We start from the raw sequence: 21,895 nt of genomic DNA on the forward strand, positions 1-21,895 counted from the left end.
AGTCACGGCTTCAATCAATTATCTGGCATCATTGAAAGTGATGAGACTTTCTTTCGTGAATCTTTAAAAGGTCGTAGATTTACACATCGTAAACCTAAAAAACGAGGAGAAAAGGATGAAAAACGAGGAATTTCAAATCAGAAAATTGCTGTAGTTGTAGCATAAGATCGAAATAACAATATTATTGCGAGGATGGCGGGTAGAGATCGTGTGAAAGCAGAAGAAATTGATGGGGTTATTGGGGGATTATATAGCCCATTCTTCTTTGTTATGCACGGATACAGCTACCAACTATAAAAAATTTGCAGCAGCAAAAAATCTCAAACACGAAACAATTAATCTTAATCAAAATCAACGAGTAAAAAAAGGGATATTCCACATACAACACGTTAATAACTTCCATCGCCGTTTGAAAGGATGGATGGAACGATTTCAAGGCGTTGGTACGTATTATTTGGATAGTTACCTCTACTGGTATCGTTGGCTTGAGTTACATAAAAACTTGGCATTTGAAAATCGGGTAGAACAAATGCTTATTTCAGCTTGTCAAAAATCTAACTATTTCACAGTAGGAGCATTAAGAAAAGATAAAGAGCACCATTTATCAGTTGCTTTTTAAATGGATTAAGTGGTGTACTGTTATTCAACTAACGGAGCAGGTTGGTTGAATAAGAAGGGATATTTGTAAAAATGTTGAAGTAATATAGAATATCGTTTATCTCAGGTTTATTAACAGTAATGTCTAGTTGATAAGGGGGAGCAATATGAGGAACAAAATGATTATGTTGATTTCAGTGCTATTCTTAATGACACTTGTCGGTTGTAACAATATTGATAAGAAAGAAACTCGTGAGGTAAGTTCTACTTTTTCATTGCCCGTTACTTTTGGTGATGGGACAGAAGGTGAGTATTTATTGATTGGTGAAGAAGGGAAAGTTGGTTTTTTAGTTGGATCGGGTAAAAAAGGTGAGGCAGTAGAAGTCCCAATTATCGCTAATAAAACAAATAAGTATATGTGGCATTTTTGGGGAGACAAAGATAGTATCAGTGGTGATTTTAAAGTAGTTGGAACTGACAAAGAAGGGAAAGAACATCCCGTGTTGGTATCTGGCAATGATACAGTATGGCAATATTCCAATACTTCCATTAGCCCTAATAACGGTGCAGATTCCCATATCCCATCGAATATGGTGTTCCCTACAAGTGGATTATGGAAATTAGAAATATATTTTAATGATAAATTATTTGGGGAACTAGTTATAAACGTTGAAGAGAGTTAAACCATCTTCAACTAGGGTGCTTTAGTTTAATTTTTCGATTCATCAATACAAAAAGGCAGATTTAATCTACACGTTTTGTAGATTAAATCTGCCTTTTTGTTTTAACAGCAACAATCTTTGAGAAAACAGCCAATATTAAATAGCGTATTTAGTTAAAATATAGGATAGCCTACTTTTTCATAAGTTGGTCAGTACCATTAATTTTTTTAAAAATAGTTGTATTTTCTATACGGATTGAATCAACTTCACCGCAATCTAAGCAAAATGTATAAATCTTGTTTGCGCCCCTAAATGAATCTTTACTTGGTTTAATAGGCATATAGTCTGTAGCTTCTGTAAATTGAGTATTCCCACATTTTTTACATTTTTTATCTACCATGTATATCGCTCCTTATTAGTGGTTTTTATTAATTTATACTTCTATGTACATTTAAATTATAACATAGATTAGGTGGTAATTTAGAAGGTATGGGAAATAAATCTATAAATGGGTTCTGTTGTTGCTGAAACGAGCTAAGAGGGTTGGTACTAATCTAAACATTAACTCGTGCTAGAGGAATCACTGTGAAAGTAGTTTGAATTGCGGCTATTGGATTGTTATATAAACAACCTATTTATTGCTTGACCCTAAAAATTAAGGGATCTATTCATGTGTCGAGTAAAGCAAGCTGTAACTTTTTTCTTTTATTAACTCTACAAGTCCATTTTCAGTAGCAAATACAGAAGATAACAATAAAAAACCAGCTCAATTTATACGTAATTAAAGTTGAATAATTAGTTGGAATGGTAATTGTTCTTTTGTTTGTAGGTGTGAAGAGGAGGCATTTGACTAGCGTATAGGCATTTGCGTAGACTGCTCATCCTTTTATAGCATAACCTATATCGAAATCGAAAGGAGGAAAAATTATGCGATACGATTACGGGCATGGTGGAGGACAACAAGGTGGGAGACATCCATATTATCCGGTAACTTCTCCAACCCATTATTATCCGACTCACCACTATCCAACCCACCATTACTACCCAATGCATTACTACCCAACACATACAACATATCCAACGCATCATCGCCATCCGCACCACCACCATCACCAGTATCCGAACCCACGCTATTACTAATAGACATATTAAAAAAGAAATGACACTATCTTGATAAAGAGTCGGTCTTATTTTAGCTAGGTACAAATAGCGTGCACTACCTACAAAAGAGTAAAAAAGGTGACTAAATAAATTTACAATTGAGAAAGGATCATCGGAGGAAAGTGATCCTTAACTTTTAATCTTTTCCTATAAATGAGCATCAAAAAGTGGTATTGAGTAATATTTATGGATAGCATGAAGCTAGTGCCGACAATACTTATGGATAAAAACTATAGGATGTTAAGAATGAATAATTGTTGGTACTAGTTTTTTTAAAACAGGTTGGATTATGCGGCAAAGTCATATTCTAAAGGGCGGCGTATTATCTAATTACTTAAAAAAGGTCACTCTGTGGAAGTGACCTTAAATGAACTGGTGTAAGGCAAAAAAATTCCACCCAGTTTATTATTTTCAAATAGCTCCAAAGAATTTTACTTATGAAGATTAATTTATGAAAGTAGCGCCGACAATAATTAAAAGAATGAACAGAACAACAATTAGAACAAATGTTGAACCGTTATTGCCACCTCCATAGCTATAACCTCCGTAGCAACAATTGTTGTAATTGCCATAGTTTCCGAAGCATCCCATAAAGAATTCCTCCTTTCTACATCTATAATATGTACTTTTATAGAAAATAGTGGAGGTATTTATCCAACAAAAAGTTCTTTTGTAATTAGAAACCCGAAAAATAATTTGAGAAATAAAAAAGGGCCACCATATAGAAGTGACCCTCAGTAACAATTCAAGGCGGTGTAAGCTAAATAATAGCTTAATTTATATTATGATGGGATAACTACTATTGTAGAGTTGATTGCCTTAGTAATGAATAAAAATTATAAATGTTAAAAAATCCAATGCAATAAATGTTTGAAAATATTGAGAACCAAGATAGCATAATTGCCGTCTTGGTTATTTTGCGTTACGAAAATGGAAGTTTTACATAACAAATTAGTGATTAAAATTAAATGTATGAAAAGTTTCTCTTAGTGCATCATAAAAAAGTATTATGCATGTTTTTTATCGACTGAAAGTTATCAGAATCAAATAAGTATTTAGAGAGGTGAGAAGTTTAAAGAAATGGACATCATCCTAGCATTATTACCAGCTCTCTTTTGGGGAAGTATTGTATTATTTAACGTTAAACTCGGTGGTGGACCCTATAGTCAAGTACTTGGGACAACATTTGGTGCACTTATTTTCTCTATAGGTGTTTATTTCTTCGTAAAGCCTGAGTTATCGCCTATAGTGATTGGAGTCGGAATTGTATCAGGTCTTTTTTGGGCATTAGGACAAGTAAACCAATTGAAAAGTATTGATTTAATAGGTGTTTCCAAAACAATGCCCATTTCGACAGGGCTACAATTAGTATCGACAACATTATTTGGAGTCATTGTGTTTCATGAATGGTCCACAATGATGTCGGTTATATTAGGGATTCTTGCACTTATTAGTATCATTGCTGGTATCATTCTAACATCTCTTCCAAATCCAGAAGAGAAAAAAGAAGAACACGGAAGCAATTTGAAAAAAGGAATTTTAATTTTACTTATTTCAACCTTTGGATACTTAGTATATGTGGTGGTAGTACGCTTATTTAATGTAAGTGGATGGTCTGCTTTATTACCACAAGCAATTGGGATGGTAATAGGTGGAGTTTTATTAACATTCAAGCATAAACCATTTAACAAATATGCATTTCGTAATATTATCCCAGGTTTAATCTGGGCTGCCGGAAACATGTTTTTATTTATTTCTCAGCCACGTGTAGGAGTCGCAACAAGTTTTTCTCTTTCCCAAATGGGGATCGTCATCGCTACTTTAGGCGGAATTTTTATATTAGGAGAGAAAAAAACAAAAAAGCAATTCATTGCAATTATCATTGGAATTGTTTTTATCGTTGCTGCTGGAATTATGTTAGGGATTGCGAAAAGATAAAAAGGAGGGCCTTGTATGTATCCAGATTTAGAAGGAAAAGTTGTAGTGATTACAGGTGCTGCAACGGGACTAGGTAAAGCAATGGGCATTCGTTTCGCTTCAGAAAAAGCGAAGGTAGTTATTAATTACCGTTCAAATGAAGCGGATGTAAATGCTGTCGTTGAAGAGGTTAAAAAAGCCGGTGGGGAGGCCATTGCTGTACAAGGTGATGTTACAGTTGAAGAGGATGTTATAAATCTCATTAAGACCGCTGTAAAAGAGTTTGGGACTCTCGATGTCATGATAAATAATGCAGGTATAGAAAATCCAGTAGCTTCTCATGAAATGCCGTTAAGTGATTGGAATAGAGTCATCAATACAAATTTAACGGGTGCGTTTTTAGGTAGTCGGGAAGCGATTAAATACTTCGTGGAGAACGATATTAAAGGTACTGTCATCAATATGTCCAGTGTTCATGAGAAAATTCCTTGGCCTTTGTTCGTGCATTATGCCGCTAGTAAAGGGGGCATTAAATTAATGACTGAAACTTTAGCGTTAGAATATGCTCCTAAGGGAATTCGTGTTAATAACATCGGACCTGGAGCAATTAATACGCCTATAAATGCTGAAAAATTTGCAGATCCAGCAAAACGTGCAGATGTGGAAAGTATGGTTCCGATGGGGTATATCGGCAAACCAGAAGAAATTGCCGCAGTCGCGGTGTGGCTTGCTTCATCACAGGCTAGCTATGTAACAGGGATTACTCTATTTGCGGATGGTGGAATGACCTTATATCCTGAATTCCAAGCTGGTCGTGGATAAGAAAAGCTGTGTTAAAAAAGGTATCAAGAAGCTCTTATCTTAGGGTGACAACCTTCAAACGTATGTAAATAAATAGATCAAGCATATTTTATATATATAATATGTTTGGTCTATTTTTTATGATTCTGTTAACGATTGTTGTTTTATCTTGTGATAGTTAAATAACAATGTGGATATATGTGGTAAAATAAATATTAATTAAAAGCTTGGAGAGTGAATGTAATGAGGGTACTATTGGAGTTCATAAGAATGTTTTTTTACTCATAATCTTTTATTTGATTTCAGGCAAGATTATTGTTTATATCTACCAAAAATTAGGGATGAAATATTCGAATACTTATGGAATTATGATGATAATCTTTATATCGAAATAAACTGCAATCTGGTGGATGGTATAAAGAAGATGTAAAAGACAAACTCTCAAAAACATTGACAAAATGGCTGATTTCAATTGCACTATTATTATTGTTATCACCTTCTATCCTAAGTTTCTTATTCCACTAACGAGGTGCGATTGTTCAAATTAGAGCGGTCGCTTCTTGTGCCAACGGTATAAGCAGAAATGAGTTTTTACTAATCTAAATGGATTACTTATATTCCTTTTACTGTACCGTATTAGAGAATAGAGGCAGTACTTCGTAATAAGATTTTATTAAAAATTAATTGGATTAATATAAATGAAATCGTAGGGAGAATATTCTTCCTACTTTTTTTGCGAGAAAATGTAAATTATTTAAGCTAAATCATGAACTAAATTGTCTAATGTATAGAAGGGAGTGAGTTACATTATTCGTTTAATTAAAAAAGCTCAAAAAGGAAATGAAAAAGCCTTTTTAAAACTTTTTCAGATGTATGAAGCAGATATATATCGAATGGCATTTATTTATTTGAAGAATGAAGAGGAGGCTTTAGATATTGTACAAGAAACTGCTTATAAAGCGTTCGATAAAATTGTAAGCTTAAAAGAACCTGCTTACATTAAAACATGGCTTATTAAGATTGCCATTAGTAGTTCACTGAATCGTTTGAAAAAGCTAGAAAAGATTGTGCCTGTACAAAATGAATACATAGACAATATACAGTTTGAACAGGTTGACCCTACCGTTAAAGTCTTGCTAAGGCAGATATTAGAGGAATTGACAAGCGATGAAAAAGGGATTGTAATACTGAAATATTACGAGGGCTATACTTTTCAAGAAATTGCTGACACGCTCCAAATCCCATTAGGAACAGTAAAGTCAATCCTGTATCGTGCATTGAAAAAATTACGTGTTCAAGTAGAGGAGGCAGATTTTTATGGATAAGTTAAAAGAATCAGTGGAGTCGATTCCATTGCCGAAAGATTTACACATAAGAGCGAGAATGGGCGTTAGCCAAGTAAAGAAAAAAAGGAAGAAAACATGGCTCATTCCATCAGTGGCTACCGTATTTTTAGCTAGCTCTATTACGGTTGGTGCTGCAATGAATGACAATGTGAAAAATTTACTGTGGCATATTAGCCCTGATATAGCGGCATTACTTGAACCAATAGAAAGTATTGTTGAACAAGATGGAATAAAAATGGAAATTGTTTCAGCCATGCAGGATGAAGATATGGCTGTCGTGTATGTGACAATGCAGGATCTTGAAGGAAACCGTATTGATGAAACATTGGATATTTATGATTATTTCATGTCAAAAGGGCGGTCTTTTACTGTTGAAAGAATTGGTTTTGATGCTACAACGAAAACAGCCTTAGTTCGATTTATGTCATTTAATGGGAGTAGCACCGATAACTTTAAGTTGAAAATCCGTTCTTTTTTAAGTGATAAATCAGTGTTAGAGGATGTAACATTCCCACTGGATTTACAAGATGTAGAAAAACAACAAACTGAAATTTTGCCGGATGATACAATTCGTGGGAGTGGTGGAGAGTCCCGTGAAGGAGGTGTATATGTACTACCAGCAGGTAAGTTGAATATTCAAACACCACTATACGACAGAATGCGAATTAAAAATATAGGACTTCATAATGACAAACTATATGTGCAAACAGAGTGGCCAGCCAATAATGCGATTGAACACGGAGAATTTTATTTAGTGAATCCAGCTGGGCAGAAGATTCTTCCTACAGAGAATTATTCCTACGGGAGAGATGCACAAGGAAAACCAATTTATGCGTATAATTATGAGGAAAATATATTTAATGTGAAGGATATCAATGTAGCTGAGTATGAGTTGCAGGCAAAGATTTATACAGCTGGTCAATATGTAGAGGGAGATTGGGAAGCAACCTTCAAACTCGAAGAGATGAGAGGGCAGTCGGTGCCATTTGCTATGGACTTTGGTGACTGGAAAGCGAAAGAGCTGAAGGTTTCTCCACTTGGTTTAACGATTATAGGGGAAGGCGATGCGACAGAAACGGAAGAATTAACGGCTACAATTGTTAAGAAAGACGGAAGTCATAAGGAATTAAAAAGTTTAGTTTCCTTCTCTGATGAAAATCAAGTGAAACTGAAGTTACTGTCAGAGGAACCATTAAAGCTCGACCAAATTAAATCCATTATGGTTAATGGATTTAAAGTGAATTTTTAATATGAATAGGGTGGTACTGGTATCAATCAGTCCCCCTCTTTCCCTAAAGGTGCGGATTTGTAAAAGAAAGCTATTCTAATTAAAAACCGAAAAAATAGGATTTATAAGGAGGGAAAAGTTGTTTAAGTATATATAGCAACTTAAAATTGGAAGTTTTATTTTAGCTTTTTCAACATTTATATCTTGGTATGAGGGAAGTGCCATTATAGAAAATTCGTTGGAATGGAAGTATTCAACACCGTTTACCATATTATTTAACATTGAGATTACAAATGGTCCGAGCTTCTCCAATACGTATACCCGTTTCGAATAGGAAGCGTATTAAGAATCCTATTGTTATCCATTGGTACTTTTAAAACTTCTATCTCCATTTATCAATCATTTCCTGTTGATATGTTATAGAAGGTGCTTAACTCATAGCGTTAATTGGTATGTTTGCTTCAATACCCTTATATAAAATTTCTTGATGCCTTTTATTTTGGTGTTAAAGTTGAATATATTTTTTATTTTCCGTATAATTAGTACCAGTTACTAAAACAAGGTGATATAATTTATTTTGTCTAAGTTATTTCTTATGAAGAAAATTAATACATATTAAAGGAATTACAAAGTTTTGAAATACCTTAATTTTGTATTGTTAAGTAATAGTACTTGAATATGAAAAAGGAGTGAGTTGTTGAATGATTAACATTCAATCAAAAGCAAGAATAACAGCAATAGGTACCTATGTTCCCGAAAATAGACTAACAAATGATGATTTAGAAAAGATAGTAGAGACGAACGATGCTTGGATTGTACAAAGAACAGGCATGAAGGAGCGAAGAATAACAAGTGAGAATGAATTTGCGTCTACATTAGCCTTTAAAGCTATAGAGAATTTGGTTGAACAATATCAAAAGGATCTTTCAGATATAGATTTAATTCTCGTTGCAACAACTACACCTGATTATGCTTTTCCAAGTGTAGCTTGCCAAATCCAAGAACACTTTCAAATGAAAGATGTAGGTGCATTAGACCTTCACGCTGCTTGTGCTGGATTTACATATGGATTACATGTAGCGAACGGGTTAATTACATCAGGCCTCCATCGTAAAATTTTATTTATAACGACAGAAGCTTTATCTAAAGTGACGGACTATACAGATCGAACGACATGTATCTTATTTGGAGATGGAGCTGCAGCAGTTTTAATAGAAAAGGATGAAGAAATGCCAAGCTTTATCGCTAGTCATATCGGTACAAATGGAGATGGAGGTAAGCATTTATACTTAACAAATTTATCAACTACTATGCACGGTTCGCCCTTGAATACGTCAGGAAAAATAGTGCAGAATGGACGAGAGGTATATAAATGGGCATCGCGTACACTTCCTATAGGTATAGAGAAATTACTACAGCAAGCACAAATGCAACTACATGAAATAGATTGGTTTGTGCCTCATAGTGCGAATTTAAGAATGATAGAATCCATTTGTGAAAAATCAGGTATTAGCCTAGAGAAAACATTAACTAGTGTTGAATATATGGGAAATACATCATCCGTTTCTATTCCGTTGGCCTTACAGTTAGGCATAAACGAAGGGAAATTAAATAATGGGGATACTTTATTAATCTATGGGTTTGGTGGAGGCCTTACACACGCGGGACTTATCATTAGGTGGTGTGTAGATTAAATTAATGTTTTTGACAACAATATAAACAAATGACCGGTACTCAATATTTTATTGATAATGAGTATTCGGTTTTTTAAATATTAATAGGTAATTTTATACAAAAGGAAAATGGTGTGATGTATTATTGAGTAAGAGGGGGATTTAATATTTAAGTGGGAGTGAAGAGGTTTGAATAATTCTTGGAATAAATTTATATATAAGATTGGTTCTCCAATTTACGACAAGTTCTTTAATTCAGGAATTTTTTTGAATGCTCGAAAACAAATATTTCAATCCATACCATTCAATAATCAACAAAAGATCCTGTTTGTCGGTGTAGGAACAGGAGCTGATTTAGAGTTAATACATCACGCTAACCTAAATATAACGGCTATTGATTTTTCACCTGATATGCTAGGAAAAGCAAGAGCAAAGCTTGGAAATTCCACAATTACATTCTTGGAAATGGATGCTCAAAATATGGAATTTGAAAATGAATCGTTTGACTATGTCGTAGCGAGTTTAATCCTTTCGGTAGTACCCGATGCAACTAAATGTTTTCAAGAGATGACAAGGGTTTTAAAGCAAGAAGGGAAAATAATCGTTTTTGATAAATTTGTCCCTAAAAACCAAAAACTGTCCTTACCTAAAATGTTGCTAAGACCCATTGTAAGCATATTAGGAACAGATATTGGTCGGAGCTTTGAAGAATTATCACCTGAAAATATAGTAGTAGAAGAAAATACACCTATAATGCTAAATGGAATGTATAGGAAAATAATAATTGGAAAGATAAATTGATTATTTTTTATAAGAATTAAGGTGGAATAAGTTTAAGCATATCCACACGAAAAGTCCGGATTCGGCTTTGTGCTGCCTTATCGATTCCGAGACTTCCTACAAATTAATATTTCAAAAACCTATTTATTATATCCCTACGCAATTATGCCGAGGTATAATTGATAATTTAACATTTGCAAACCATTAAATGATTCCCATCAGGATCTTTGAAATTAAACCACTGGTGATGCTCAATTTCTGTTGTTAATTCGACATTTTTACTCTTCATATACTCATATGCTTGATCGATATTGGTAGTATTAAAATGAAAAGGCGGGGTTTTGAATATATTTTCCGCTGAATAAATCTTGCTATCTAATACAATTCCCGTGCCATTCATAGGTACTATATATAAATGACCAAATAATATCTCACCATCTGCTAGTAACCCTAATATGTCACAATACCAATTACCTGATTTTTCAATATTACTCACAGGAATAAAAATTGTTCCGACTTGATTTAATATAGGATTCATAATTCTACCTCCAAATAGTAATATTCTTTTGAACACTTTATTCATAAATAATAAGGTACTTGAAAGGAGATGCAAAACTAGGATAACACCACAATCTTTGGTTTGTCTATAAAAGGGAGAAATCCCCTAATTTTTATAAAGTATATTGAAATGAGGAGGTTTAAATGATGACAATTGAGGTTTATATTGCAACGGAGGAAGATTATTTCGCAGTGAATGAGATTGTAAAAGAAGGGCATGAAGAGCACGTAATGAAGGAACCAACGATTTTTAAAAGTGTTGAGTCTGTAATGCCCGTATCCTATTATAAAGAATTAATTGTCAACGAAGAGAGTGATATTCTAATTGCGAAGGAAGATGAATTTGTATTGGGTTTCGCAGTCATAAGTGTTGAATCTTCTCCACCTTTCGAGTCTCTTGTTCAAAGGAAATATGCTTACATCCACGATTTTGGTGTAAAAGCAAACATACAAAGAAAAGGGATAGGAAAAATGTTATTTAATGCTTGTATGACTTGGGCTAAAGACAAGAAAGTTGATTCAGTCGAGTTAAATGTTTGGGAATTTAATACGAAAGCGATTGATTTTTATGAACATTTTGAAATGAAAAGCGTTAGTAGAAAAATGAAATTAAATATTTGACTTCTTTCCGATTCCGGAAGCAAATATGCCGAGGCATAATTAAGTGGGATATCTTGAAATAAAAGAGACGGATTGTTAAATAAAATGGATGTAAAGGAATTAAGGGGTTGAAATATTTTGACCATCGACTTCCTGGTTTAAGAGTAAATAATAGTATATGGAAACATAAAAAAGGACTTCCGTTATGGTAATATTCATACACGCAAGTCCTAGAATGAAGGCAAAAATAGCCTCTATTAACTTTTGGAATATTAGGCAATACTACACACCGCTCCATACTAAAGTTCTTAATAAATAGAACAAGCCAAGACCGGCAATAATCAAAAGAACGAATAAAACAATAGCAAAGGCAAAATTCGTGCCTGTTCCATAACCTGAATAACTCAAAACAATTTCCTCCTTTCTGAGTAGATAGAAAGAAAAGGTAGTATGATTGATAAAAAAAGCTATGGCATTGCGCCATAACCTTTAACTTCTTTCAACGGGTGTCCGAACATCCGCTGAATTAAGAGGTGCCTTCAGGGGCGTACTAGCATACTATGATAAAACAGAGAATACGGTGCTATCTAGTTGAAACAATGTGATAGCAAATTAATATTTCAACCAAAAACACATGATACTTCCTTTTTATCTTTATATTATGTTGTACAGAGTTAAGAATTCAGGGCCAATTACCTTATGAAGAGGGTTTTATCCTGATTTATCGATAAATTTATTCAGCACTGTAAGTTGATGATGACAATTTGAGAAAAGACCATTGCAATTCAAATATACCGTCTAAACAAAGGACCCGAGCTCACTTTATGGATTAGTACCAGGTCTTTTTCTATATCTAAAAATAATAAAGATCTATAAAATTAATGATTTCTTAAGAATTGCAAAATCTAAGAAATTTTATTTTAAAGAAAGAATAGTGAAGCTTCAGCGACCGAATATTTAAAAAATAGTAATGCAACGCTAACTCTTTTAAGATAGAATTTAACATATGAATTATTTGGAAATGGAGTGAAGAAGATGTTTCCTATTTTAGATACTGAACGATTAGTGTTGAGAGAACTTACTGAACATGACGCTCAAGATGTTTTAAATTGCTTTTCAAATGCTGATGTTTTACGCCATTATGGGCAGAATCCAATAACAAGTTTAGAGCAGGTTAAACAAATAATTAAAAATTTTTCAAAGAATTATGATGAAAAACGTGGTATTAAATGGGGAATTGCATTAAAAGGACAAGAAGGTATTATCGGTACGATTGGTTTTCAAGAGTGGTCCACTGAGCATAAAAGAGCTGACATCAGCTATGCACTTTTTCCTGAGAGCTGGGGAAAAGGGTATGCAAAGGAAGCTGTTAATAGAGTAGTAACATTTGGCTTTCAAGAGATGGATTTAATGCGTATTGGAGCGATTGTTTTTACTGAAAATGAAGCTTCAAACAAGCTATTAACAAAGTTAGGCTTTGAAAAAGAAGGGATATTAAAAAATTATATGCACCAAAATGGTGTTCCGTATGATACTAATATTTTTTCTTTAATTAAGTAAAAAACATCATAAAAGGCCAAGACCAAGATTGTTTAATTACTGTCTTGGTTTTTATCGTTAAAACGATGAAATAAAAGAGATTCTCATTGTTAAATACCCATATTATTCCTCCGTATTGTTATAATAGAAATGCTTAGAGATTAAAACAATGGGGGCAAGGAAATGAAAATTGCAATTGTTTGTTTCGATAATTTCACAGATATAGATGTTTTTTTACCATGGGATTTATTAAATCGTGTACGGTTAGTTGGTAGTATTTCAGATTGGGATGTCCAACTATTGGGGACAGAAGAAACACATGTATCGATGTCGGGCTTACGAATACCGATGACAGGTAACCTAGCTGATATCCCATCTGCTGACGCTGTAATATTTGCAAGCGGAAAGGGTGTTCAAGATTTATATAAAAATCAAGAATATCTTAATAAAATTCATATAGATCCAGAAAGACAATTAATAGGCTCTATGTGTTCAGGTGCGTTACTACTAGGAGCAAAACATTTATTAACTGGTAAAAAAGCTACAACATATCCATCTGTAGTAGAGCAGCTTAAAGAATTTGATGTAAATGTAATTGAACAAAGTTTCGTCAACGAAGGAAATATTTCGACTGCTGCAGGGTGTTATGCTGCGCAAGATTTAGTAGCTTGGATCATAAGGACCCTAGTTAATGAAAAAATGGTTGATACTGTACTAGAAACTGTTCAGCCAGTTGGTAAGGGGTTATATTTCTAAACCAAGTGAATTGAGTGTTTTACCCGTTTCAATAAACAAAATCAACATGGTTTTGTTGTTAGTCGTACAAATTTATAAAAGGAAAAATAAAAAGGCTCACCGGAGGAAAGTGACCCTTAGTAATAGATGGTATAGGGGTAAGTTAGTATTTCTCAAGTGAAATATGAGCAATAGAGAAGTTGGTAGTGGGATTTTTAGTATTTAATGAAAGTAGCACCGACAATAATTAAAAGAATAAATAGTACTACATTTAGGGCAAAAGCTGACCCTGTGCCGTAACCATTACCTGAATAGCTCATATTATTTTCCTTCTTTCTTTCTACAATCTATAATACGTAACGTTGTAAAAAGGAGAGAAGGTAATCATCTAAGTTTAATAAATAAATTTGCAATTAAGATAAAAAGACATTTGTAAAAAAAAAGTGACCCAAAATTAGGGAGAAATAATATAAAATAACTATTCGCTAATAGCTTTTGATAGAGGTTAATTTTAATAGAGGAGGAAAAGAGTAATGGAAAAAGGAAAATTACCAAAGGTTGGCGTGGGGGCAGTTATCCAAAATAAAGCTAATGAAATTTTACTTGTTTTACGTAAAAAAGCACCTGAAGCAGGTTGTTGGAGTTTACCTGGTGGCAAGGTTGACTATATGGAAACAATAGAAAACGCGATTATACGAGAAATTAAAGAAGAGCTTGGAGTGGACATCGACATAACAGGACTAGTATGTGTGACCAACCATATTATTCAAACAGAAAATATTCATTATGTTGCACCTACTTTCGCTGCTCGTATTACGAATGGGGAAGTACGAAATAGAGAGCCGCATGCTTTAGAGAAAGTACATTGGTTCTCAATAGACGAAATACCTGAAAACATTACAATGACAACAGAATATGCTCTGAAACAGTTAAAGCTATTGTAATTTGAAATATGGATAAACAATTTTATTTGATTTGGATGGCACTCTGCATGACAGTGAAGGCTGTTACATTCAAGCATGTTGTGCAGCCTAGAATCATTTAATTGCTTTCAGCGGGTGCCCAAATACCCGATATCAAAAAGACCTTCTTTCTGTTATATAAAAGGTCAATATTAATACATTGTAAAATTTGGATTTTAGTTTAAAAAATAGATTTAAAAGTAATGGTAACTCTGATAGGATAATATATCGTAGGAGGTGAGGTTTTGCCTAAGGGAGCTTGTGTTATAACAGAAAATCACAAACTACCTTTTGACAATTATTTTTAATGAAAAAGAGAAAAATTGCTCTCATCATTAGCTTGTTTATTATCTTGCTAACAGGCTCACGAATTTTATGGCTGCAAGTATTTAATAATACAGATCAACCACATGCTGTAAAAGGTCAAATGGATTTAAGAAATTGGAATTTTAATGACGGTCATGCTGTTACACTTGATGGAGAGTGGGAATTTTATCCTTATAATTGGTTGGTTAGTGAAGAACAGCAATTAGCATCCAAGAAGGATCATGCTAAATACATACAGGTTCCTAAAGGGTGGAGTTCATCTTTACAAGAGGGAGAGATGACACCTTATGGTTACGGTACTTATCGCTTAAAATTACTCGTTAATCCAGAAGACAATATAACTTACAGTATTCGAGTTCCAAGTATTCGAAGTTCCTCAGAAATATATGTAAATGGTAGGCGGTTGGCAAAATCAGGCCAAATAGGGGAAAGTGCAGAAAAAACCGTTGCCAAGAATGTTCCGTATACTGCTTCTTTTGAAGCGAACGGTCACAAAGAAATCGACATTATTGTTCAGGCTTCAAACTTTAAGGACCCTCGCAACGGTGGAATTGTTCGCTCCATTAAATTTGGGAAAGAAGATATAGTAGCTCGTGAAACTCAATTGTCGATAAATATGCAACAACTAGTAGCAGTTGTTTTTTTACTACATGCTATCTATTCCATTATTTTATTTTTTGTTGGAAACATGGAAGAAAGAAGATTACTTTACTTTTCACTGTTATCGATTAGTAGTATGGTTTATTTCCTATTAGGAAGCGATGACAAATTATTATCTTATTGGTTTCCGATTAGTTACGACGGGGCCTTTAAATTAGTTCATCTTTCTATGGTCGGCATAGGCTTTTCAATGCTTCAATGCATTAAACATTGGTTACCTCAACATGTGAGAAAATATATTCATTTGTTTAGTATTTTCTGTGGTATAGCATCATTGTTGACAATCGTGCTGTCTACTCGCTATGTAGTAATCAATCAAGGCATTTACATTATGATTTTAGGAATCCCGATCGTTATTACGATCCTAACAGTAATGCGAGAATCTATTAAAGAGATTAAAAGTAATATTTTTTTACTTCTTGCCATTTTAGCATTTGGTAATAATCTTATTTGGGATGGACTTCTTCTTATTTTTGGAATCAAAGTAATTATGTATCCATTTGATATTATTATAACAGTAGCTTGTTTGGCGATTTTATGGTTTAAAGGATATGCTAAAGTCCATTCGGATACAAAAGAACTTGCTATTAAGCTCCAAAAAACAAATAAGTTAAAGGATGAATTTCTTGCCAATACGTCTCATGAATTACGAAATCCTCTTCATGGGATCCTTAACATTTCTAAAGCTGTTTTGGAAAGAGAAGATCGTGTGCTCAGTGACAAAAGTGTCAAGGATTTAGAAACGGTGCTATCTGTCGGATGGCGTATGTCACTAATGTTAAATGATTTACTAGATGTTATGAGCTTAAAAGAAAATAATCCCAAACTAAACCTTAAAACATTTTCGATTCACCCAATTGTATCGGGTGTGTTAGATATGCTCTATGTTATGAAGGAAGGAAAGCAGATTCAGTTAATTAATCAAATCCCTGAAAATTTTCCGAAAGTAGTTGCCGATGAAAATAGGGTTATTCAAATTGTTTTCAATTTACTTCATAATGCAGTGAAATACACGAATGAAGGCGAAGTGACAATATCAGGTCATGTGAAAAATGACATGGCGGAAATTGTTATTTTAGATACTGGTATTGGTATTGATGAGGACACCATTCAACGTATATTTGAACCTTATGAGCAGGGTACCCTTAGTAAGGCAATGATTGAAGGCGGATTTGGGTTAGGGCTTAGTATTAGTAAACGATTAGTTGAACTGCATGGGGGAACATTACAAGCAAATTCAATTGTAGGGAAAGGGTCTGAATTTACTTTCACCTTACCAATATCAAACTTCCCTGATGAGCAAAATGCTACAGAAAATGATGCTCTGCTATCAAGTGCGATGGAAGAATCTACAGTAGAGACTTCTACAAATCCAAATCCATTCGATGATCAAACTAAAAATCATTCAATCATTGAAGCAAATCGACCTAGAGTTTTGGTCGTCGATGATGATCCAGTGAACTTAAGAGTTATCGAAACAATACTTTCAATAGAAAAATACGACTTAGTAACGGTTACAAGTGGTAGCAAAGCTCTTGAAATATTAATGTCACAAGAGTGGGATTTGGTCATTTCAGACGTGATGATGCCAAATATGTCTGGCTACGAATTAGTACGTGCAATTCGTCAGCAATTTTCAATAACAGAGCTTCCGGTGTTACTTCTTACGGCAAGAAGTCAGACTCAAGACATTAATAATGGATTTTTATCTGGTGCTAATGATTACGTCACGAAGCCTGTGGACGCTTTAGAGCTAAGATCAAGAGTAAAAGCACTAACCGATGTTAAACAATCCGCACAAGAAAGGCTTCGAATGGAGGCAGCTTGGCTTCAGGCACAAATACAGCCGCATTTTCTTTTCAATACATTAAATGCCATTATCACATTAAGTGAAATTGATATTGAACGTACTAGTAAGTTACTTGAAGCACTTAGTGATTTTTTAAGGGAATCATTTAAGTTCCAAAATATTGATGAGCTTGTTCCAATTGAGGATGAGTTAAATCTTGTTCGATCCTATTTATATATTCATAAGGAACGTTTTGGAGAGCGGATCAATGCAACATGGGATTTGGAAGTTTCTACAGACGTCATGATCCCATCACTGACCATCCAACCATTAATTGAAAATGCTTTAAAACATGGTATTTTGCCTCGTGAAAATGGCGGGAATATTCATATTCGCATTGTAGATTACGACACATACATTGAGATTACTGTGTCGGATGATGGTAATGGAATGGATGAGGCTACAATGGAACGTTTACTTGAAAGAAAATCGAAAACTTCTACTGGAATTGGATTGCTAAATACAGATCTTCGCTTAAAACAACATTACGGTGAAGGACTTCGCATCACAAGTAAACTAAATCAAGGGACATCAATATCATTTGTTGTTAAAAAGAAAAAAATCAAAGCAATTTAAGCGTGAATTGATGGTGAAATAAGAACATTCATATTGAGCTGCACCTCCATTTAATAATGGGGAGCAGTTTTTTAATTAAAGAAATAAAGTTTGCTTAAAATCCTGTTTTTACAGGATTTTTTTCTTTAACTATCGAAGCAACTTAGTTTAATAAGTAATGTTCGAATAAGAATCAGGGGAGGATTAATTATGGATATTATCACATTCGGTGAGAAAAAAGAAGGCAAGGACTACATATGGAGACCTGCTGTTTATTGTTTAATGTTCAATAGTCAGAAAGAAAAAATAGCGATTATTCAAACAAATGATGGCAACTTTTTCCTCCCTGGTGGTGGAATAGAAAAAAATGAGACTCACGAAGAGTGTTTAAAAAGAGAAGCCCTTGAAGAAATGGGAATGGATATTGAGATAGGTCATTTTATAGGGTGTGCACAGAGATATTTTTATTCTACAAATGAATATAAGTATTACCTAAGCGAAGGCTATTTTTATTTATGCGATAAGGGTAGACAAATAAGTAAACCAACTAAAGTTGACCACTTTCTAAAATGGATGGCACCAATGCAAGCAATTGATTGCTTATTCCACGAACACCAAAGCTGGGCAGTTAATGTAGCATTATTACAGTTATGAAGTTAACAATAGCCATGAAACATAAGCATAAGATACGCATATGATTGATCAAATTCCATATGATAAGACTGATTTTAGAAGTCTCCAAAACGTTTAAGTTTTTAAACGAAAAGATTTCTGTGATGGAAAGTACATAATAAAGAACAGATAACCTTAATTAGTTATCTGTCTTCTCAATCACTTTGTAAACTGATCTTCCGATTCATATAGAAAACTTTTCTCAAGATTTTCTTTTGTCTCAGCATTGACGGTTTTTTCTTTTGCTTCTGCTTGTTCGCTAGCGGGAGCTTCGTCATGAGAAGAACAAGCAGTTAGTAGGAATGCTGCCATTGCGCCGATATATAAGAATTTTTTCATTACTATTACCTCCGTTATTGTTTAGTTACACTTTAGATTGTGCAATTACACTTAGAATATAACGGAAATGACAATGATAAATTTTGTAACAAAAAATGTTAAATAATCGTTACACAATAAAAGGGGGAAATAAACGTGAAAAGGATTATGGGTTTCGTCACAATTTGTGGATTGCTATTAGTAGATTGCTCACATAAAGAATCCAACGACATAGTGCTACATGATAATAGTTTGAGTCTTGGTGGAGAAGTTCTAGCAAAAGAAAATGAGTGGCAAGAAAGCGAGTATTTCACATTTGAAAATTTAAGCTTCATTGGTGAACCGCAATTATTAGGATTTACGCATAATAAAGAAGAAAAAATAGCGGCTAGTCAAATGGGAAAATATGGCTGGCATTTTTGGGGAGAGAGCGTTAAATCAGGAGACTTCCTTCGCGTCAAGGGAACTCACCAATTGACAGGTAAAGAAGTGGAATTGGTTTCAAATGCTAAGTTACTTGGACCGAACAGTGGCGCGGATAACCATGCTCCAACTAATATGACTTTCCCAATTGGTGGTATGTGGAAGCTGGATGCCTATATTGATGGGAAGTTATTCGGTAGCGTTTATGTAAAAGTGGAAAATTGAAAACAAATGAAAAATACCAGGCAATCCATGGAGAGAGCCTGGCATTTCACTATTTACTAATGACAATTGACAATTTATAGTTTGCATGCTTATTTAAATCGACTAAAAACTGATCTAATACTTCGTTTGATGTGAATCTACATTCAAGCAGATAACAACTATCTCCACTGATTTTGAAGTTATTAACAATATATTGCTGCTGCGTTTTTATAAATGACAGAAAAGGTTCATGGTACGGACTTTTTGTATAAATATTAATAAATGCATGGACATTGATACCTAATTTTATATGATTCACATCGATTGTATAGCTCTCGATAACCCCATTATCTTCAAGCCTTGCCACCCTCGATGACGCCGCTTGCCCTGTCAAATGAACCTTCTCACCCAATTCCTTCATCGTAATACGACTGTTCTTGGAAAGCTCATCTAGTATACGTAAATCCGTACTATCTAACATGTAGTAACTCCTTTCATTTTTCAAGTCAAATCACTAAAAGACTTGATTTTAGCTATGTAATTACTATTTGGACATAGTATAAACTAAATGTAATTTAAAGAAAAGGAGTTATAAATATGAAAATTCAACAAATCCGCAATGCCACTTTAGTAATCGAATATGCGGGGAAAAAGTTTTTAATTGATCCACTTTTGGCAAACGAAGGTGTGTATCCTCCTTATCCAAACTCTTTAAGACAGGATCAAAATAACCCATTAGTTGAATTACCAACATCCATTGACAAACTCATTCATGTCGATGCTGTAATCGTAACTCATTTACATTTAGATCATTTTGACGGAGTCGCTAAAGAAGTACTACCGAAAGATCTTAAAATGTTTGTTCAAAATGAAGAGGATGCCAATGAAGTTAAAAAATCTGGCTTTTTCAATGTCGAAGTTTTACAAGAAAATACCGTTTTTGAAGGTATTCAATTAATTAAAACAAAAGGTCAACATGGCAGGGGAGAAATTTTAAAATTAACTGGTCAAGTGTGTGGTGTTGTCTTTAACCATCCAAATGAGAAAAAATTATATATCGCTGGCGATACTGTATGGTATGACGGAGTGCAAGAAGTGCTCCTAAAAAATCATCCAGAAATTATTGTCGTTAATGGGGGAGACAATCAATTTTTAGAGGGAGGCTCTCTCATAATGGGAAAAGATGATATTTATGAAGTATACAAAACTGCTCCAAATGCAAAAATTATCGTTAGTCATATGGAAGCGGTCAATCATTGGACATTATCAAGAACAGATTTAAAAAGCTTTATAAATGAAAAGGGGATTGCTGCACAAGTTTTTGTACCGGAAGATGGTGAAGAGTACACAATTTAAAGAAAGTGTTATGAAAATTAGCTAAATCCTGTAAAATTAATGCAGGAGGGATTTAATGAAGCATTCAATTTATACTAGTGAAAAAGGTAGATTGGAAATTTTAAATCATTATGAGCAATATTTAAATTCTTTTGATTTTGAAGTTGAAAGAGCTTTTGTGGATACATCGATCGGCAAAACACATGTACTTATGGCGGGTCCGAAAGAAGGAAAGCCTTTGTTTATTTTTCAAGGTGGGAATTGCATTAATCCGATGACATTATCCTGGTTTAAGCCGTTAATAAAAAATATAGAATATATGCGCCTGACACGATTGGTCACCCAGGATATAGTGAGCAAAAGAGAATTTCAGCTAAGGATTTTAGCTTTGGGCAATGGATAGTTGAATTGATGGATTATTTTAATGTTAAGAAATGTGCTTTCTTAGGACCATCGTATGGAGCGGGTATCATTTTAAGGCTCGCTGCTTATATGCCAGATAGGATTGAATGTGCAACGCTTGTTTCCCCAGCTGGATTAAAAGTTGGCTCCAAAATGGAGATGATTCAACATATCTTAATCCCTTTGCTACTGTTTAAAAATTCTTCGTCAGCCATATATCTTGAGAAAATAGCTGATAGAATGTCTGCTAATTGCATGAAAGAGTTTGATCGGCAAATTATTGGAGATATTTTTCGTTACGTAAAATTAGAACAAGAGATGCCAAAACTAACAGGTAGAAAAGAATTAGAAAATTACATTTCACCTACATTAATTATCGCTGGAGAAAAGGATATTTTCTTTCCAGAAAAGAAAATCAAAAAAAGAGCTGAACAAGTCATACCAAATTTGACTATTTTTCAATCATTTAATATGGGCCATTTCCCTTCAGAAGATTATTTAGAAAAAATAAATAATGTTATCATTGGTTTTTTAAATAAATATTATTGAATTTGATGTTAGATACTAGTAATTGTGTAGATTATTTTATTG

Annotated in this window: 25 protein-coding genes and 1 pseudogene; 19 read left to right on the forward strand and 7 right to left on the reverse strand. The window is 33.9% G+C overall.

Annotation, left to right across the window (positions count from 1 at the left end; genetic code table 11):
* Together ACQKOG_RS12820 and ACQKOG_RS12825 are read left to right on the forward strand one after the other, a co-directional pair.
* Positions 1–619, forward strand: a pseudogene (locus tag ACQKOG_RS12820) (IS1595 family transposase); the annotation flags it as partial.
* A gap of 145 nt (positions 620–764) precedes the next feature.
* A complete protein-coding gene (locus ACQKOG_RS12825; protein ID WP_402875051.1) occupies positions 765–1,280 on the forward strand; it encodes a DUF4871 domain-containing protein in 516 nt (171 codons plus the stop codon).
* A 169-nt stretch (positions 1,281–1,449) separates the two neighbouring features.
* On the opposite strand, the gene ACQKOG_RS12830 is transcribed toward ACQKOG_RS12825, so the two are convergent.
* On the reverse strand, positions 1,450–1,659 hold the full coding sequence (locus ACQKOG_RS12830; protein WP_370082141.1) for a hypothetical protein: 210 nt from the start codon (positions 1,657–1,659) through the stop codon (positions 1,450–1,452).
* A gap of 1,205 nt (positions 1,660–2,864) precedes the next feature.
* The gene (locus ACQKOG_RS12835) at positions 2,865–3,011 is read right to left on the reverse strand and encodes a YjcZ family sporulation protein (protein ID WP_370082137.1); all 147 of its coding nucleotides are present in this window, start codon (positions 3,009–3,011) and stop codon (positions 2,865–2,867) included.
* Positions 3,012–3,500: 489 nt separating this feature from the next.
* Here ACQKOG_RS12835 and ACQKOG_RS12840 point away from each other — a divergent pair, with 489 nt between their 5' ends.
* From ACQKOG_RS12840 to ACQKOG_RS12870, 7 genes are all read left to right on the forward strand, one after another.
* Positions 3,501–4,358 (forward strand): GRP family sugar transporter, encoded by an 858-nt coding sequence (locus ACQKOG_RS12840; protein WP_427446778.1) that lies wholly within the window; start codon positions 3,501–3,503, stop codon positions 4,356–4,358.
* 15 nt (positions 4,359–4,373) lie between these two features.
* Positions 4,374–5,159, forward strand: a complete 786-nt coding sequence (gene gdh, locus ACQKOG_RS12845; RefSeq protein ID WP_370082133.1) for a glucose 1-dehydrogenase — start codon at positions 4,374–4,376, stop codon at positions 5,157–5,159.
* 785 nt (positions 5,160–5,944) lie between these two features.
* The gene (locus tag ACQKOG_RS12850) at positions 5,945–6,463 is read left to right on the forward strand and encodes an RNA polymerase sigma factor (RefSeq protein ID WP_427446983.1); all 519 of its coding nucleotides are present in this window, start codon (positions 5,945–5,947) and stop codon (positions 6,461–6,463) included.
* On the forward strand, positions 6,456–7,733 hold the full coding sequence (locus ACQKOG_RS12855; protein ID WP_402875056.1) for a hypothetical protein: 1,278 nt from the start codon (positions 6,456–6,458) through the stop codon (positions 7,731–7,733). The genes ACQKOG_RS12850 and ACQKOG_RS12855 overlap by 8 nt, the downstream gene beginning before the upstream one ends.
* 145 nt (positions 7,734–7,878) lie before the next feature.
* A complete protein-coding gene (locus ACQKOG_RS12860) occupies positions 7,879–8,046 on the forward strand; it encodes a DUF4306 domain-containing protein (RefSeq protein ID WP_370082151.1) in 168 nt (55 codons plus the stop codon).
* 376 nt (positions 8,047–8,422) lie between these two features.
* Entirely contained in the window at positions 8,423–9,406 is a 984-nt protein-coding gene (locus ACQKOG_RS12865) for a ketoacyl-ACP synthase III (RefSeq protein ID WP_370082149.1), read from the forward strand.
* A 168-nt stretch (positions 9,407–9,574) separates the two neighbouring features.
* Positions 9,575–10,186, forward strand: coding sequence for a class I SAM-dependent methyltransferase (locus ACQKOG_RS12870; RefSeq protein WP_427446781.1), 612 nt, complete (start codon positions 9,575–9,577; stop codon positions 10,184–10,186).
* Between the two features lie 166 nt (positions 10,187–10,352).
* Here the strand turns inward: ACQKOG_RS12870 and ACQKOG_RS12875 are convergent, their stop codons facing one another.
* On the reverse strand, positions 10,353–10,703 hold the full coding sequence (locus ACQKOG_RS12875; protein ID WP_402875062.1) for a VOC family protein: 351 nt from the start codon (positions 10,701–10,703) through the stop codon (positions 10,353–10,355).
* 164 nt (positions 10,704–10,867) lie between these two features.
* Between ACQKOG_RS12875 and ACQKOG_RS12880 the strand changes: the two genes are divergently transcribed.
* Positions 10,868–11,344, forward strand: coding sequence for a GNAT family N-acetyltransferase (locus ACQKOG_RS12880; protein ID WP_427446783.1), 477 nt, complete (start codon positions 10,868–10,870; stop codon positions 11,342–11,344).
* Between the two features lie 261 nt (positions 11,345–11,605).
* Here ACQKOG_RS12880 and yjcZ read toward each other — a convergent pair whose 3' ends face one another.
* A complete protein-coding gene (yjcZ, locus tag ACQKOG_RS12885; protein WP_370082121.1) occupies positions 11,606–11,731 on the reverse strand; it encodes a sporulation protein YjcZ in 126 nt (41 codons plus the stop codon).
* Positions 11,732–12,358: 627 nt separating this feature from the next.
* Here yjcZ and ACQKOG_RS12890 point away from each other — a divergent pair.
* Together ACQKOG_RS12890 and ACQKOG_RS12895 are read left to right on the forward strand one after the other, a co-directional pair.
* Positions 12,359–12,883: a GNAT family N-acetyltransferase gene (locus ACQKOG_RS12890; RefSeq protein WP_427446786.1), complete on the forward strand. Its 525-nt coding sequence runs from the start codon at positions 12,359–12,361 to the stop codon at positions 12,881–12,883.
* A 162-nt stretch (positions 12,884–13,045) separates the two neighbouring features.
* Entirely contained in the window at positions 13,046–13,618 is a 573-nt protein-coding gene (locus ACQKOG_RS12895; RefSeq protein ID WP_402875068.1) for a DJ-1/PfpI family protein, read from the forward strand.
* A gap of 194 nt (positions 13,619–13,812) precedes the next feature.
* Here the strand turns inward: ACQKOG_RS12895 and ACQKOG_RS12900 are convergent, their stop codons facing one another.
* Positions 13,813–13,917: a YjcZ family sporulation protein gene (locus ACQKOG_RS12900; RefSeq protein WP_370082117.1), complete on the reverse strand. Its 105-nt coding sequence runs from the start codon at positions 13,915–13,917 to the stop codon at positions 13,813–13,815.
* A 213-nt stretch (positions 13,918–14,130) separates the two neighbouring features.
* Here ACQKOG_RS12900 and ACQKOG_RS12905 point away from each other — a divergent pair, with 213 nt between their 5' ends.
* The 3 genes from ACQKOG_RS12905 (at position 14,131) to ACQKOG_RS12915 (ending at position 18,604) form a co-directional block, all read left to right on the forward strand.
* Positions 14,131–14,541, forward strand: coding sequence for an NUDIX domain-containing protein (locus tag ACQKOG_RS12905; protein ID WP_370082115.1), 411 nt, complete (start codon positions 14,131–14,133; stop codon positions 14,539–14,541).
* Positions 14,542–14,866: 325 nt separating this feature from the next.
* Complete coding sequence (locus tag ACQKOG_RS12910; protein ID WP_427446789.1) at positions 14,867–17,971, forward strand: hybrid sensor histidine kinase/response regulator; 3,105 nt, start codon at positions 14,867–14,869, stop codon at positions 17,969–17,971.
* 189 nt (positions 17,972–18,160) lie between these two features.
* Entirely contained in the window at positions 18,161–18,604 is a 444-nt protein-coding gene (locus ACQKOG_RS12915) for an NUDIX hydrolase (protein WP_427446791.1), read from the forward strand.
* A 177-nt stretch (positions 18,605–18,781) separates the two neighbouring features.
* On the opposite strand, the gene ACQKOG_RS12920 is transcribed toward ACQKOG_RS12915, so the two are convergent.
* Positions 18,782–18,961 (reverse strand): hypothetical protein, encoded by a 180-nt coding sequence (locus tag ACQKOG_RS12920; protein ID WP_370082109.1) that lies wholly within the window; start codon positions 18,959–18,961, stop codon positions 18,782–18,784.
* Positions 18,962–19,096: 135 nt separating this feature from the next.
* On the opposite strand from ACQKOG_RS12920, the gene ACQKOG_RS12925 reads away from it, so the two are divergent.
* A complete protein-coding gene (locus ACQKOG_RS12925) occupies positions 19,097–19,588 on the forward strand; it encodes a hypothetical protein (RefSeq protein WP_427446794.1) in 492 nt (163 codons plus the stop codon).
* A 49-nt stretch (positions 19,589–19,637) separates the two neighbouring features.
* Here ACQKOG_RS12925 and ACQKOG_RS12930 read toward each other — a convergent pair whose 3' ends face one another.
* Positions 19,638–20,048, reverse strand: coding sequence for an Lrp/AsnC family transcriptional regulator (locus tag ACQKOG_RS12930; protein ID WP_427446796.1), 411 nt, complete (start codon positions 20,046–20,048; stop codon positions 19,638–19,640).
* A gap of 116 nt (positions 20,049–20,164) precedes the next feature.
* Between ACQKOG_RS12930 and ACQKOG_RS12935 the strand changes: the two genes are divergently transcribed.
* The 3 genes from ACQKOG_RS12935 to ACQKOG_RS12945 are packed head-to-tail and all read left to right on the forward strand — an operon-like array spanning position 20,165 to position 21,853.
* The gene (locus ACQKOG_RS12935; RefSeq protein ID WP_427446798.1) at positions 20,165–20,923 is read left to right on the forward strand and encodes an MBL fold metallo-hydrolase; all 759 of its coding nucleotides are present in this window, start codon (positions 20,165–20,167) and stop codon (positions 20,921–20,923) included.
* A 55-nt stretch (positions 20,924–20,978) separates the two neighbouring features.
* Positions 20,979–21,305 carry a hypothetical protein gene (locus tag ACQKOG_RS12940; RefSeq protein ID WP_427446800.1) on the forward strand — a complete coding sequence of 109 codons (327 nt, stop codon included), beginning with the start codon at positions 20,979–20,981 and terminating at the stop codon, positions 21,303–21,305.
* A complete protein-coding gene (locus ACQKOG_RS12945) occupies positions 21,236–21,853 on the forward strand; it encodes an alpha/beta fold hydrolase (protein WP_427446986.1) in 618 nt (205 codons plus the stop codon). The genes ACQKOG_RS12940 and ACQKOG_RS12945 overlap by 70 nt, the downstream gene beginning before the upstream one ends.
* Positions 21,854–21,895 lie beyond the last annotated feature (42 nt).

This window comes from Lysinibacillus sp. NPDC093216, from assembly GCF_050280325.1.
Classification (GTDB): Bacteria; Bacillota; Bacilli; order Bacillales_A; family Planococcaceae; genus Lysinibacillus.

Coding starts and splice junctions, on each gene's coding strand:
- ACQKOG_RS12835 (WP_370082137.1), bottom strand. CDS start 3,011: ATGGGATGCTTCGGAAACTATGGCAATTACAACAATTGTTGCTACGGA.
- ACQKOG_RS12910 (WP_427446789.1), top strand. CDS start 14,867: ATGAAAAAGAGAAAAATTGCTCTCATCATTAGCTTGTTTATTATCTTG.
- ACQKOG_RS12890 (WP_427446786.1), top strand. CDS start 12,359: ATGTTTCCTATTTTAGATACTGAACGATTAGTGTTGAGAGAACTTACT.
- ACQKOG_RS12905 (WP_370082115.1), top strand. CDS start 14,131: ATGGAAAAAGGAAAATTACCAAAGGTTGGCGTGGGGGCAGTTATCCAA.
- ACQKOG_RS12830 (WP_370082141.1), bottom strand. CDS start 1,659: ATGGTAGATAAAAAATGTAAAAAATGTGGGAATACTCAATTTACAGAA.
- ACQKOG_RS12930 (WP_427446796.1), bottom strand. CDS start 20,048: ATGTTAGATAGTACGGATTTACGTATACTAGATGAGCTTTCCAAGAAC.
- ACQKOG_RS12875 (WP_402875062.1), bottom strand. CDS start 10,703: ATGAATCCTATATTAAATCAAGTCGGAACAATTTTTATTCCTGTGAGT.
- ACQKOG_RS12920 (WP_370082109.1), bottom strand. CDS start 18,961: ATGAAAAAATTCTTATATATCGGCGCAATGGCAGCATTCCTACTAACT.
- ACQKOG_RS12855 (WP_402875056.1), top strand. CDS start 6,456: ATGGATAAGTTAAAAGAATCAGTGGAGTCGATTCCATTGCCGAAAGAT.
- ACQKOG_RS12915 (WP_427446791.1), top strand. CDS start 18,161: ATGGATATTATCACATTCGGTGAGAAAAAAGAAGGCAAGGACTACATA.
- ACQKOG_RS12900 (WP_370082117.1), bottom strand. CDS start 13,917: ATGAGCTATTCAGGTAATGGTTACGGCACAGGGTCAGCTTTTGCCCTA.
- ACQKOG_RS12825 (WP_402875051.1), top strand. CDS start 765: ATGAGGAACAAAATGATTATGTTGATTTCAGTGCTATTCTTAATGACA.
- ACQKOG_RS12880 (WP_427446783.1), top strand. CDS start 10,868: ATGATGACAATTGAGGTTTATATTGCAACGGAGGAAGATTATTTCGCA.
- ACQKOG_RS12895 (WP_402875068.1), top strand. CDS start 13,046: ATGAAAATTGCAATTGTTTGTTTCGATAATTTCACAGATATAGATGTT.
- ACQKOG_RS12940 (WP_427446800.1), top strand. CDS start 20,979: ATGAAGCATTCAATTTATACTAGTGAAAAAGGTAGATTGGAAATTTTA.
- gdh (WP_370082133.1), top strand. CDS start 4,374: ATGTATCCAGATTTAGAAGGAAAAGTTGTAGTGATTACAGGTGCTGCA.
- ACQKOG_RS12840 (WP_427446778.1), top strand. CDS start 3,501: ATGGACATCATCCTAGCATTATTACCAGCTCTCTTTTGGGGAAGTATT.
- ACQKOG_RS12935 (WP_427446798.1), top strand. CDS start 20,165: ATGAAAATTCAACAAATCCGCAATGCCACTTTAGTAATCGAATATGCG.